This window comes from Rossellomorea sp. SC111, from assembly GCF_024733565.1.
Lineage (GTDB): Bacteria > Bacillota > Bacilli > Bacillales > Bacillaceae_B > Rossellomorea.
Window position 1 is genome coordinate 179465 of sequence record NZ_JANIOC010000003.1, and the last position, 13911, is coordinate 193375.

The 13911-nt window shown below is 44.0% G+C and carries 12 protein-coding genes and 1 riboswitch; of the genes, 3 read left to right on the forward strand and 9 right to left on the reverse strand.

What is annotated here, in order from left to right; translation table 11 throughout:
* Positions 1 to 73: 73 nt before the first annotated feature.
* A riboswitch (SAM riboswitch) is annotated at positions 74 to 184 on the reverse strand.
* Between the two features lie 248 nt (positions 185 to 432).
* Positions 433 to 1818: a DUF2254 domain-containing protein gene (locus NQ095_RS04950; RefSeq protein ID WP_258262371.1), complete on the forward strand. Its 1386-nt coding sequence runs from the start codon at positions 433 to 435 to the stop codon at positions 1816 to 1818.
* A 691-nt stretch (positions 1819 to 2509) separates the two neighbouring features.
* On the opposite strand, the gene NQ095_RS04955 is transcribed toward NQ095_RS04950, so the two are convergent.
* Positions 2510 to 3442, reverse strand: a complete 933-nt coding sequence (locus NQ095_RS04955; protein ID WP_258262372.1) for a helix-turn-helix domain-containing protein — start codon at positions 3440 to 3442, stop codon at positions 2510 to 2512.
* A gap of 332 nt (positions 3443 to 3774) precedes the next feature.
* Complete coding sequence (gene aspA, locus NQ095_RS04960) at positions 3775 to 5205, reverse strand: aspartate ammonia-lyase (RefSeq protein WP_258262373.1); 1431 nt, start codon at positions 5203 to 5205, stop codon at positions 3775 to 3777.
* A 251-nt stretch (positions 5206 to 5456) separates the two neighbouring features.
* On the opposite strand from aspA, the gene NQ095_RS04965 reads away from it, so the two are divergent.
* Positions 5457 to 5822: a cytochrome-c oxidase gene (locus NQ095_RS04965; protein WP_258262374.1), complete on the forward strand. Its 366-nt coding sequence runs from the start codon at positions 5457 to 5459 to the stop codon at positions 5820 to 5822.
* A gap of 148 nt (positions 5823 to 5970) precedes the next feature.
* On the forward strand, positions 5971 to 6393 hold the full coding sequence (locus tag NQ095_RS04970; protein ID WP_258262375.1) for a VOC family protein: 423 nt from the start codon (positions 5971 to 5973) through the stop codon (positions 6391 to 6393).
* A 59-nt stretch (positions 6394 to 6452) separates the two neighbouring features.
* Here the strand turns inward: NQ095_RS04970 and qoxD are convergent, their stop codons facing one another.
* The 7 genes from qoxD to NQ095_RS05005 all read right to left on the reverse strand — a co-directional run bounded on the left by qoxD (position 6453) and on the right by NQ095_RS05005 (position 13894).
* Positions 6453 to 6749: a cytochrome aa3 quinol oxidase subunit IV gene (gene qoxD, locus NQ095_RS04975; protein WP_060672612.1), complete on the reverse strand. Its 297-nt coding sequence runs from the start codon at positions 6747 to 6749 to the stop codon at positions 6453 to 6455.
* The gene (gene qoxC / locus NQ095_RS04980) at positions 6749 to 7360 is read right to left on the reverse strand and encodes a cytochrome aa3 quinol oxidase subunit III (RefSeq protein WP_258262376.1); all 612 of its coding nucleotides are present in this window, start codon (positions 7358 to 7360) and stop codon (positions 6749 to 6751) included. Before qoxC ends, qoxD begins: the two co-directional genes overlap by 1 nt.
* 2 nt (positions 7361 to 7362) lie before the next feature.
* The gene (gene qoxB / locus NQ095_RS04985; RefSeq protein WP_258262377.1) at positions 7363 to 9324 is read right to left on the reverse strand and encodes a cytochrome aa3 quinol oxidase subunit I; all 1962 of its coding nucleotides are present in this window, start codon (positions 9322 to 9324) and stop codon (positions 7363 to 7365) included.
* A gap of 16 nt (positions 9325 to 9340) precedes the next feature.
* The gene (gene qoxA / locus NQ095_RS04990; RefSeq protein ID WP_258262378.1) at positions 9341 to 10360 is read right to left on the reverse strand and encodes a cytochrome aa3 quinol oxidase subunit II; all 1020 of its coding nucleotides are present in this window, start codon (positions 10358 to 10360) and stop codon (positions 9341 to 9343) included.
* A gap of 362 nt (positions 10361 to 10722) precedes the next feature.
* A complete protein-coding gene (locus NQ095_RS04995) occupies positions 10723 to 13179 on the reverse strand; it encodes a heavy metal translocating P-type ATPase (protein WP_258262379.1) in 2457 nt (818 codons plus the stop codon).
* A gap of 15 nt (positions 13180 to 13194) precedes the next feature.
* Complete coding sequence (locus tag NQ095_RS05000) at positions 13195 to 13410, reverse strand: heavy-metal-associated domain-containing protein (protein ID WP_098439095.1); 216 nt, start codon at positions 13408 to 13410, stop codon at positions 13195 to 13197.
* A 22-nt stretch (positions 13411 to 13432) separates the two neighbouring features.
* Positions 13433 to 13894: a CopY/TcrY family copper transport repressor gene (locus tag NQ095_RS05005; RefSeq protein ID WP_258262380.1), complete on the reverse strand. Its 462-nt coding sequence runs from the start codon at positions 13892 to 13894 to the stop codon at positions 13433 to 13435.
* Between the last annotated feature and the right edge of the window lie 17 nt (positions 13895 to 13911).

Consider the following 13911-nt stretch of genomic DNA (forward strand, 5'->3'; position numbering starts at 1 on the left):
CGTGGTGGAAAGAAAGAGGGTATACAGAAAAGCCCTCTTCTTGTAAGAAGAGGGCTAATTGATCATGCTCCTCCCCTTATCTTCCAGATCCACATGGAATCTGTAGGAATTGGCACCTTTACAGACTGATCCTGCAGGTTGCCGGGCTTCATCGGGCCTATCCCTCCGCCGCTCTTGATAAGAGATATAACGTTATGTTTTCACTTGATATTTGAGTATGAATTGGATTATATAGGGGATTCACCACTCCGTCAATAGAATTTTTGTTATTTTTTAAAAATTCTTTCTAGTGATTCAGGAAAGGATATTTCCGATCGGTTTAGTCCAGAATAATCCCGTTTCTACTAATCTTTTTGTTCATAGGACGTTTTAACCGTGTTAGAGAGGGAAAACTAACCCATATCCATTTACTAGAAAGGAACCATTTCGATCATGTTGAAAAAGATGCTCCCTTTATCCATCAGAAAATATTTGCTCATGTCAAAACGGCAGCGTATGCATGAAATCAGGCTGACCATTTGGTATATGCCCTTTATATACATATGCCTGTCCTTGCTTATGGTCGCCTTCACCCTTTATTTAGATCTTTATCTTGAAGTGTCACAGTACACGTCTGATGTGTTAAGCATGGATGCATCGGTCACACGAATGCTGGTGAGCACACTTATAGGAGGCATCCTGACACTCAGTGCTTTTACACTTAACTCCCTGCTCGTCGTGCTGACGATGTTCAGTGGACAATTTTCACCAAGGATGCTGTTGGATTTCATTTCGGATAAACAAACGCAGCACGCCCTTGGCATTTTCAATGGGAGTTTCGTTTATGTACTCCTCCTTTTCCTTTTTATCGGAAATTCAAAGAAGGAAATGTTTGTTGCTGCCCCGGTCATGACGATCGGACTGGCGTTCCTGTCTGCCCTCACGTTCATATTCTTCATTAATCATGCGTCAACGTGGATGCAGGTCCATAATATCACATACAATATGAAACAGGTTTCTGAAGTGATGATCAACCAGACGCTTAAAAAAGATTTGGAGACCCATCGTACGACAGAACATGGCGATACGATGGATCAGTATAAACAGAATATTATTCACGTGAGTTCCAGGGGATCGGGCTATATCCAATTAATCGATTTTCAAGGAATGATTCAACGGGCAAAGACTGAGAACCTCGTCATTCAACTTCATTATAAAGTCGGGGACTACGTTTTGGCCGGGAATGAAATCGTGAGCATATGGGGACCGGACACAAAGGATATTTCAACAAATTTCTACCTCGACTTCATTGAAATGGGCCATAAAGAAACTGAAATCCAAGACTTGCAAATGGGGATTCACAAGCTGGCCGAAGTTGCCATCAAATCACTTGGGAATGATGACCCTAAAACGGCCTCTAATACCATCGATCAGATGGCAGACCTCATGCTGACAATAGAGGATCACCTATCCTTCACCCCTTATCTGATCGATGAGGAAGGAAGGATCCGGGTCATTCTCCAATCCGAACCGTTTGATTATTACCTGTATCGGGGGTTTGGCTATATACGACACTATGCAAAAGACAATCATTTGATCATCACGGACATTGTGCGGGCACTTGCCCTCATTGCAGAATCCATTCAACCATCCAAGCATCAGGACATTTGGGGATTTGCCTGCAATACCATTGACCATATTGAAAGAGAAGTCATCTATGAATTGGATAAGACCTTTCTCCTGCAGGAAGTCCATAAACTGGCACGATTCACCAAGAACCTTGAGGAGTATAAGAAGATCGAAAATAAATTCTATCCATCCGCCAATGAAAACACGTAAAAAGAGGCTGGAACATATCTAAATCCATTTCCTCTAAAGTCGAACAATCAAAAAATTAGTTAGGATCACTTGGTACACCGCTTTTGATTTCCTTGCAAGACTTCGCTTTCCTCGGGCGGAAGGCAAGCCTCCTCGTCGCTAACGCTCCTGCGGGGTCTCACCTATTCCGCTTTTCCCGTAGGAGTCTTCGTCTTGCACTCCAATCAAAAGCTAGATCCAGCTTCATACAGTGTATATGCTTTAGCAATAATATTAAAAGTCCCGTTTCACCATGGTTGTAGTTATTCATACACAGACTATAGTTTAGGTAAGGAATAGTATTCCTTTTTACTAACTCTAATCTGTCACTGCAACTAATAGGATAAGAGATGGGGTATGCCATGGTGTAGCAATTTCGTCACTACCCTGTTATAGTAAATCACTTACGCCCAGAAAGTTGATTGGAGTGGAAGGTGCTCGACTCCGGCGGGAAATGCTGGACAGTACGAAAAGCGGAGGCGGCTCGCCCAGCCCCGCGGAAACCGAGCACCCGGAGCGCAAATCAACCACTACTCACTATATCCCAAAGCAGAGCATTTACGTAAACAGCTAAATGACAAATCCGAACGACGTCGATTTCAAAAAGTATGTCGATGATCGTTCGGATTTTCATTTAACTAAACTCTTATGTCCTTGCCACTTTCTCTATACTTTATACCCACGATTCAAGAATGGTGGCGCCTTCCCCTATGGCTTTCGGAATCACCGAGAGGCGATCCGCCATTTGAAAGGCTTCCTTTGCCTTCCTGTCATTCTTCACATCACGATATACATTCCCCAAGTTCATATACAGGATCGCTTTTCTTCTATGATCATGCAGATTATCACAATGCTGTATCAATTCTTTATGCTTGATTTCCAGATCTTCAAGATTCCATTTCCGCATTGTAAATTCCGAAACCAGTTGAATCGTAGCAGCATCAATGCAGCGGGTGAAATTGAACGTTTCCTTAAAGTGATGAAGGGAAACCTCCCCATGGTGAATGGCCAACTCATGTTGATCCATTTGTTGATAGGCCAGAGCCATGTGGAAGTGATATTCGAAATTTGTATATATTTTTGCGTCAATTTTTTGTAAAAGTATGATGGCATCTCTGGCATCACCCTTCAGTAGCTCGAACATTCCTTTGAAGTGATAGTATAAGTGATGGTCAAACTCCCTCATATAATAGGACAATCGTTTAATGGAAAACTGGTTAAATAGAAAGGCTGCCTGCTGGACATCCCCCTTCCCCATCAGATAGCGGGCTTTGAGGAGTTTATATGTACCGTTCAATGTTTCAATCTTCACAAGGGGATTCTGTTCAATCGTTTCTTTCAATAATTCCACTTTCCCATTGATCTGCTTGATCATGGCATCGTGCCACATACCCAGGTCCTTTTGTAATTTCTCATATGACTTCCGTTCATTTTCAATATTGATCCCGAGCCTTCGATTAAAGAGATCCAGCTTTTCTTTCGTCACGTGCAGGTGACCGCTTTCAATTTTACTAATATGTCCCGGGGTACAAATGCCATCCCCTACTTGTTTCTGGGTCATGCCCTTATAGATTCGGTAGTATTTCATACATTCCCCAATGTTCATGTCTCAACCTCCAGGATGCTGTAGTAGAAAGGAAACAACAGGTCTAACGCGTTGTCTATTATTATTGTGATATCGTTTTCTACTCCTATTATACTAAGAAGTGATCAATGAGAACTTGGGGTTTTTTAAGACAGCTGGCACGACTTAAAAGGTCTTTGCACCTATATAAATACTGGATATTCAGAGAATCAAATTGAAATATTCTCGCTTTGTTCAAAAAAAGGAATAAACACCCGGTTCCTTCAACCTATATAATTATCCCAACTGGAGGCAGAAAAGGATTATATAAAAAAAAACGCTCCGTCATTCATAACGGAACGTTTCCATATCACTTATTCACGATCAAAAAGCACGCGACCCGCAATCCCCGGATTCGTCATTTCATAAGGATTCAAGATCAGATCAAGCTCTTCTTCAGTCAGAACATCATACTCAAGGCAAAGCTCTCTTACTGATTTCCCTTTTAGAATGGCTTCCCTTGCGATTCTGGATACGACTTCATATCCCAGGTGCGGATTGACAGCCGTAATGATGCCAACGCTGTTTTCCACATATTCCTTCATACGCGTCTCATTCGCTTCAATTCCCACAAGACAATTGTCCGTAAAGCTTCTGAACGCATTGTTCATGATGCTGATGGATTGAAGGAGATTGAATACGAGAACAGGTTCCATTACGTTCAGTTCAAGCTGACCTGCTTCTGATGCCAGGGAGATGGTCTGATCATTCCCCATCACCTGAAAGGCTACCTGATTGATCAGTTCCGGCATGACCGGATTCACTTTACCCGGCATGATCGAAGAACCAGGCTGTCTTGCTGGCAGTGAAATTTCACCAAGACCGGCACGCGGTCCTGAAGCCATTAAACGCAGATCATTGGCGATTTTGGACATGTTCGTCATACATACCTTCAATGCAGCCGAAACTTCTGTGTAGGCATCGGTGTTTTGTGTGGCATCTACCAGATGCTCTGCCCCGGTTAATGGCAACCCGCTAATGTCAGCCAGATGCTTGACGACGCTCTTGATATAGACAGGGTCCGCATTCAAGCCGGTTCCTACAGCCGTGGCCCCCATATTCACTTCATACAGATGCTCACGGGTACGCCCGATGCGTTTGATATCCCGTTCCACTACTCTGCTATACGCCTCAAACTCTTGTCCTAGACGAATTGGAACAGCGTCCTGCAGATGGGTACGACCCATCTTAATGACGGGATCGAACTCCTTGGCTTTCTGTCTAAAGGCGTTCAGCATGTGTTCCATTGTGTCCAACAGCTTCTCTAGTAGTTTCAGTGTTGAAATATGGATGACTGTCGGGAATACGTCATTGGTTGACTGTGACATATTCACATGACTGTTCGGACTTATTTTCCCGTACTCACCTTTTCGATGGGACATGAGCTCAAGTGCGCGGTTGGCAATGACCTCATTGGCATTCATGTTGATGGATGTGCCTGCCCCACCTTGAATGGGATCGACGATAAAGAATTCATGAAGCTTGCCTTCCAGGATTTCATCGGATGCCTGCACGATGGCTTGACCGATTCCGTCATAAAGGCGGGTGGTTTCCATATTGGCCAGTGCGGCCGCTTTCTTTACGACTGCCAGGGCATCGATCATCTCTTTATGAATTTTATAACCTGTGACCGGGAAGTTCTCCACGGCCCTCAACGTTTGTATTCCATAGTATACATCTTCAGGTACTTCTTTTTCCCCGAGGAAATCTTTTTCTATTCTAAATCCACTAGTGACGTTTATCATTTCTCTACTCCCCGTATTCGGATTAGCTGTCTCTAATTGATGATTCTATCAATTTGAGCCGAAGTAGGCAACGATTTAAGGACAAAACCATTAATTTCAAAAATTCCAAAAAAGCGCTTTCAATTTTCTGATAAGAGCTTTCCTCATTTTAGAAGACGAATGGTTCATCTTTTATTATGCAAACTCCGTAAGAGACGTTCTATAGGGGTCAAAATACTCATATATTACCAGTGAAAAGGAGGATGATTAAAATGGGGATCAAACTGATTAAAATTTCAGTCGTCTACTTTATGATCGGTGTATGTATCGGGCTCTATATGTCCATGGTCCATGACTACACCCTGGCCCCGGTTCATGTTCATATAAACTTATTGGGCTGGACGGCACTGACGCTTGCAGGTCTCATTTATCACTTATTCCCTGCTGTATCGACTACCAAATTGGCCAAAGCTCATTTCTGGCTCCATAATATCGGTTTGCCACTGATGATGATCGGATTATTCCTGTTTGTACTTGGAAATGAAGCGGTCGTGCCGGTGATTGCCTCAGGCGGGGTCCTTACGACAGTTGGTATACTGATGTTTGGCATCAATATCCTGAGAGAATTAAAAGCTTGATACGATTCTTAAAACCCCTTTCGCCAGTAGGCAAGATGGGGTTTTTTGAGGTTATATTTTTTGACTTTTCTAATTTTTATCATTTCATACGACTACAAAGATGTTAAAATACAGAAGAATACCCATCTCAATTTTAGGAGTGTTGTATATGTCGGTCAATGTTTACCTGAATTTCAATGGCAATTGCCGGGCAGCGGCAGAGTATTATGCTGAAGTATTTGAAACCGAACCACCACAGATCATGACGTTCGCTGAGGCACCACCACATCCTGACTATCCCCTGCCGGAAGAAGCAAAAAATCTGGTCCTACATACACGACTCACCATCGATGGCAGTAATGTTATGTTTTCCGATGTTTTTCCCAACATGCCTTTTGTAGAAGGTAACAACATCACCCTTGCCCTGGTAAGCGATGATCCTGAAAAATTGACGTCCCGTTTCCACAAGTTGAAAGAAGGCGGTAAGGTGGATATGGAGCTTCAGGAAACATTCTGGAGCAAGCTGTACGGTCAAGTCACCGATAAATTCGGCATTCAATGGCAATTTAATTACGAAGATCATGAAGGGTAACAATACACGAACATAAAAAAAAGAAGCTGTTGAAATGTCCAACAGCTTCTTTTTCCATTTTAATGCATATTGCTTAGTACCCAGACAGATCCGGCCACGATGACAATCGCGATAAATGCCGCCGACATCATCTTACCTACCTGCCATTTGCCTTCACCTTCCGTCACGTGCATGAACATGAAGAGCTGGATAGCAGCCTGTATGAATGCCAGGACGAATACGATGGCTACGATCAGTTCATATGCCATATTCGTATAAAGTCCAAACCAGACGGCTAAGAACGTCAACGCAATCGATAAGATAAATCCAATGATCTGAGTCCAAGGCAATCCACTATGATTCGTATGTTGTGACATTATCCCACCATCCCTAATAAGTACACGCTTGTGAACACGAAGATCCAGACAAAGTCCAGAAAGTGCCAATACAAGCTGGATACAAATAGTTTTTTAGCGGTATCAGGATTCAATCCCCGGTTCTTCACCTGGAACATGACGAGAAGAATCCACAGGATACCCACTGATACGTGGAGACCATGCGTCCCGGTCAGTAAATAGAACGATGACCAGAATGCGTTCGTGCCCATGGCAGCTCCTTCATGAATCAAATGGATGAATTCGGTGATTTCCATGTAAAGGAATCCGAGTCCAAATAATAATGTGATGATCAGCCAAACCATCATGGATTTGACATTTCTTTTTCGTAATTCATTTATTGATAGACCAGACGTGAAACTACTGATTAATAGTAAAAGCGTCATGATGATCGTATTCTTCATATCAAACACTTCACTTGGAAGCGGGCCACCCATCGTCCCTGCTTTAAGGGCGAAGAATGTTGCGAAAATAGTGGCAAACAATGCGATTTCCGCGCCAAGGAAAACCCAGAATCCGAATATGTTCAGCTTACCGATATCGGATTGATATTCAAGCGGCGTGTTTGGATCTATATTCGTACTATGTGCCATGCTCACGCCTCCCTCTTATACGGATTTTCAGTCTTTTCTATTTCTTCCACACTTACATAATAACCTTCATCCTGCTTGTGTGACATCAATGAACGGAATGCCATGCATCCGAAGATACCGACAAGCGCCATGATCGCCATCCAGAACAGTTCGAACACTAAACCAAATCCTGCAACGAAGAACAGCGCGGACATTATGAAAGGTGTTCCGGCATTACTTGGCATGTGGATCGGTTTGTAATCAAAGTTATCAGGAACCATCTTTCTTCCTTCTTGCTTCATATCATAAAATGCATCATGACTCTTCACTTCAGGAACATGTGCAAAGTTGTAATGAGGCGGGATCGCTGAGCTGGTCGCCCATTCAAGGGTACGTCCATCCCATGCGTCACCTGTTGTTTCCCTCTTGGCAAAACGGAAGCTGTAGTAGATTCCGTACACGAGAATCATAAATCCGACTCCCATTCCGAAAGCTCCGACGGAAGAAATCATATTCAATGATGTCCAGCCGTCTTCAGGTCCATACGTGTACACACGTCTTGGCATACCTGCAAATCCTAAAACGAACTGCGGTAAGAAACAAAGATTGAATCCGATGGAGAAGAACCAGAAAGCCCATCTGCCGATCGGTTCATTCATCTTGTGACCGAACATCTTAGGATACCAGTAAGTAAGTCCTGCGAAGCAGGCAAATACGACACCGGCAATCAACGTATAGTGGAAGTGAGCAACCAGGAAGTAGTTATTGTGATATTGGAAATCGGCTGCAGCCATTCCAAGCATAACCCCTGTCACCCCACCGATCAGGAATGTCGGAATAAACGCAACAGACCATAACATCGGGACAGTAAATTCGATTTTACCTTTAAATAACGTACCAAGCCAGTTGAATATCTTGATTCCCGTCGGAATGGCAATCGCCATCGTTGAAATCGAGAATACACTGTTCACAGCGGCGCTTCCACCCATTGTAAAGAAGTGATGGACCCACACAACGAAACTTAATCCAGAAATCGCAACAAGTGAGATAATCATAGATTTATATCCAAATAGTGTTTTTCGTGCAAATGTAGCAATGATCTCTGAGAAAATACCGAAAGCCGGCAATATAACGATATATACTTCCGGGTGCCCCCATAGCCAGAATAGGTTTGACCAAAGCATCGGATTACCACCATCCGTCAGTGTGAAGAAGTGGGAACCGAAGATACGGTCAAATGTCATCAGTGCTAATGTGACAGTCAAAATCGGGAAAGCAAACACGATGATGAAAGCCGTGATCAACGTTGTCCATGTGAACATCGGCATGCGAAGAAGCGTCATGCCAGGCGCACGCATCTTGATGATGGTGACGACAAAGTTAATCCCGGTCAGCAACGTACCAATCCCCGATATCTGTAAGCCCAACAGGTAATAGTTAATACCCGGTCCAGGACTACCTTCAATCGCAAGCGGTGCGTAGTTCGTCCAACCTGCATTCGGTGAACCACCGAATACGAATGAAATATTGAAAAGGATTGCCCCGAACATGAATGACCAGAAACTCAGGTTATTCAAATAAGGGAAGGCTACGTCCCTTGCACCGATCTGCAAAGGAACGACCACGTTCATCAATCCAAGTAAGAATGGCATTGCCATGAACAGGATCATGATCGTACCATGAGTCGTAAAGATTTCATTGTAATGCTCGGATGTTAAGAATGAATTATTCGGCACTGTCAGTTGTGCCCTCATCAAGAGTGCATCGACCCCTCCACGGAAGAGCATGACAAGTGCAGCCAGGATATACATAATCCCGATTTTTTTATGATCAACGCTTGTGATCCAGTCGTTCCACAGCCATTTCCACTTTTTAAAATAAGTGAGGACTGCAACGATTCCGATTACGGTGAAAACGATTGAAATGTTGGCTCCCAGAATCAACGGATCGTTAAGGATCAGATTATCCTTAATAAAATCAAACATGTAAAGTCCTCCCTTCTTAGTGCTCGTGACCGCCATGATCTTCATGGTCGTCATCTTGATCTTTTTTCTTCATATCGTCATGGTCCATGCCTTCATGGCCTTCCATATCCATGTTGCCATGAACCGATTTAGCATCTAGATCTGCTCCATCGACCGTGATATCCAAGCCGTATTTCTCACGTATCGCCAAGGCATATTCAGGGTTTTTGGCGTGATTGACAAATGCTAAGTGAGTGGAAGAAAACGTCATCTTTTCGACCGTTTCAGGAAGCATCAGTTTTTCATACGTATCTTCCGTCAGTTTCGGTTCGTCTTGAGCATCTTCTACCCAATCTTCATATTTGTCTTTTTTCATCGCAACAAAATCAAACGTTTGGTGGGTCATTCCTTCACCAGTGAAGTTGGAATTTCTTCCATCATACGTTCCTGGCTCATCAGCCTGCAGATATAAGTCATTGACCATTCCAGGCATTCCATAGATCTGCCCGCCGATTTGCGGCACCCAGAAGGAAGCCATGGAATCAGCTGCGGTTACTTTGAAAAGAATCGGATGATCCTCAGGGACATTGACATAGTTTACGGTTTCAATTCCTTCTTCAGGATAACTGAAGATCCATTTCCAATCGACAGCCGTCGCATGGATCACGATCGGGTCTTTATGAGAGGTCGCTTCCGGTGCGTTCCTCAATTCATAAAGGGCCTTTGTATTCGGGATGGATAATGCGACGACGATCAGGACAGGAATCAACGTCCAAATGATCTCAAGGAATGTACTTCCGTGCATATCCGGTTTATAGTCACTATTCTTCTTACTGCTTCGATACTTGAATAATATGATTGTAAAGAATCCAAGTACAACAACCATAATGGCAATCATATAGTAGATGGACAACATAATTAGATCTTTTTGAACGGCTCCCACCGGTCCTTTGGGATCCAGGATGATTAATTCGCTATCCGTACTGAAAATAATGATGAAAAATAACGAAATAAGACTTATTAAGACAATTAAATACGGTTTAAATTTATTAAACAAAAGAAATCACCTTCCTTTATGTAGAATTTACTCTCGTAGACCTATACTATCAAATTCTCTAATCAGGTACCCTTCATAACTTCATTTTTAAACAGATTTTCGAAATTTCGACGCATTTTATTCACAGAACGGTAACAATGTTGGAAAGAATTGCTCAATGGATAAAAAAATAACTCTCAACGTTATCTGAGAATAACATTGAGAGCGTTTTAAAGGTTGATTTTTTAGAATATTTCACAAATACATTTCACAAATCAAATTAAAAAATTATCTAAGAATAAGATATTTCAATCCTTTATCTGATTCCATTAGTTAGAGGTCCTGTGAATAAACGCAGACCCTCTTTATGAAAGTCGTTAAAATCATAGTCCTGATGGTTTGAATCCTTTCAATCGAAGGGCGTTCAGCAAGACGGATACGGAGCTGAAGCTCATGGCGGCTCCTGCGATCATTGGATTAAGTAACGGTCCGCCGAACAGGTAAAGGATTCCCATGGCAATGGGAATGCCAAGGATGTTATAGCCAAATGCCCAGAAAAGATTCTGCTTGATGTTCCTTATGGTCGCTTTACTCAGCTCAACGGCTGTCGGTACGTCCATTAGGTCACTTCTCATCAGGACGATGTCTGCCGACTCCATGGCCACATCCGTACCGGAACCGATGGCGATTCCGATATCAGCTTGCGCAAGGGCGGGAGCGTCATTAATCCCGTCCCCCACCATCGCCACTTTTCTTCCTTCTTCCTGAAGCTTCTTGACTTCATTCGCTTTGTCTTCAGGCAGTACTTCACTCAGCACGCGGTCGATCCCTACTTCTCTTGCGATCGCTTCCGCTGTCCGCTTGTTGTCTCCCGTGATCATCGCCACTTGGAGCCCCATTCTGTGAAGCTTTTCAATCGCTTTGAAACTCGTTTCTTTTACAGTGTCTGCGACGGCAATGATGCCCGCAACTTCCTCTTCGACGGCGATATACATCGGCGTTTTCCCCTCGGCTGCCAAGCGGTCGGAAACTTCCGCCAGTTCCCCGACTTCGACGTCATTTTCATCCATCAACTTGCGATTTCCGAGCAACAGATCGTCTCCTTCGACCGTCACTTCAATTCCCTGTCCCGTAATGGCATCAAAGAAATCGGTTTTGCGAGTGGCGAATCCTCTCTCCTCCGCCTCACGGACAATCGCTTCGCCAAGTGGATGCTCAGAACCTTTTTCTGCTGAAGCAGCAAGGATCAGAAGCTCTTCTTCTGACATTCCTTCTGACGTCACGATATCCGTCACTACAGGCTTTCCTTCCGTGATGGTACCGGTTTTATCAAACACGATGGTATCTATTTTATGGGTCGCTTCAAGGGCTCCGCCGCTTTTAATCAGGACCCCATTTTCAGCGCCCTTTCCCGTACCGACCATGATCGCCGTAGGTGTGGCGAGTCCAAGAGCACAAGGACAGGCGATGACTAAAATCGAAATGGCAATCGTGAAGGCAAAGAGGCCTGACTCCCCTGAAATATACCAGGCGGCCCCGGATAGAATGGCGAGAACGATGACGATGGGTACAAAATATCCCGAAATGACGTCCGCCATTTTAGCAATAGGGGCATTTGAGCCTTGAGCATCTTCCACCAGCTTGATGATCTGCGATAATGCCGTATCTTTTCCGACTTTCGTCGCCTCGTATCGGATGGTGCCGTTTTTATTAATGCTCGCACCGATGACGTTCGAGCCACTGGTTTTCTCTACAGGGATGCTTTCCCCTGTCAGCATCGCTTCATCAACAGAGGTTTTTCCTTCTGTCACCACTCCATCCACCGGTATCTTTTCACCAGGCTTCACGATGATGATATCTCCGACTTCCACTTCTTTAACTGAAATCTCGACTTCCGCTCCATCTCTTACGACGGTGGCTGTCTTAGGAGCGAGCCCCATCAGCTTCTTGATCGCTTCAGACGTTTTCCCTTTTGAAAGGGCCTCGAAATACTTCCCTAATGTAATGAGGGTTAGGATGACGGCAGCCGATTCAAAATAGAGATTCTGTGAATAGCCTTCACTACCTGTGATAATCATGATGGTTGCAAACAAGCTGTAGAAGAACGCTGCCCCAGTTCCGAGCGCCACCAATGAATCCATATTGGGATGCCGTTTGGAAAGCGTCTTAAACCCTACGGTGAAAAATGGTTTCCCCATCGCTACGACAGGAATTGTAAGAACCAGTTGTATCAATGCAAATCCAGTCGGGTTCACCATCGGATCGATCGCATCGGGCAGAGGCATGCCAAACATATGCCCCATGGATACCAGGAGCAAGGGAACCGTGAAGACAGCTGAAACCCAGAAGCGTTTCCACATCGTCTTGATGTGCTCTTCTTTCTTGTCTCTGTCTTCGTCCACTGATTCTTCCGAGTCCGTGTCCTCATGTGCTTCATATCCGGCATCGGAAACCGCTCCCTTGATATCCGACACGGTAACGACGGCAGGCTCATACTCAATGACCATTTTCTCGGTTGCCATATTGACCGTCGATTCCTTAACACCATCCAATTTTCTTGTCGCCTTTTCGACCGTTTGCACACAGGAAGCGCATGTCATGCCCGTCACGCTGAAGGTCTTTTTCTCTATTTCTGTGACTGCCTTATAACCTGCGTCATCCACGGCTTGCTTGATCTCTTCAAGTGAGAGTTCGCTTTCATCATAGGTTATATTCAATTTCTCCGTTGCAAGATTGACGTTTGCTTGTTGAACCCCAGCCAGTTTCTTCGTTGCTTTCTCAACAGCCTGTGAACAAGAGGCACATGTCATCCCTTCGATGTTCAATGTTTTTTCCGTCATTGTGTTAACCACCTTTTATTTTGCAGGTTCTGTTTGATATCCCGCATCAGACACCGCTTTACTTAAACTGTCTGGTGATTGCTTCGATTCGTCATACTTTACCTTAGCCGCACCATTCTCGAGATCAACTTTGGCTTTTTCTACTCCGTCCAGTTCATTCAAAACAGTCTCTACTTTTTTTACACAATTCCCACATGTCATTCCAGATACGTTTAATAATGTTTTTTCCATTGCAAAAACACTCCTTTAATTTTTAATGATGGCAGTTCATGCCGTGATCTTTTTTACAGGTACATTGTCCGGGTACGCAATTACATGCGATTTCATCGACAGCATCTTTCTTCTTGGTTTGTAAAACTTGTTCAAGAAGAGCGATATCATCATGACTCAGCGTTGCCTCTCCAATCAGGTCGGCAATCGTCTTCCCCACCGCCCGGCTGCATATATGGGTGAATAATCCTGACTTCAAAGTCTTAAGGCTTTCTTCTTCACTGACTCCCGGCCTGTAAATGAACCGGTTTCCGATTTTTTCGGTTGTCAGCATCCCTTTTTTGACCAGGCGCCCAATAAAGGTTTTCGTCGTAGCCGGTTTCCACTCTTTCTTTTCCTGAAGGACGGCACTTATTTCTTTACTGGTCACTTCTTTCAGAGTCCAGACGACTCTCATCACTTCCCATTCAGAATCCGTGATTTCCGGTTTTTCTTCTTCGGGCAAGGGTGAACACCTCTCTT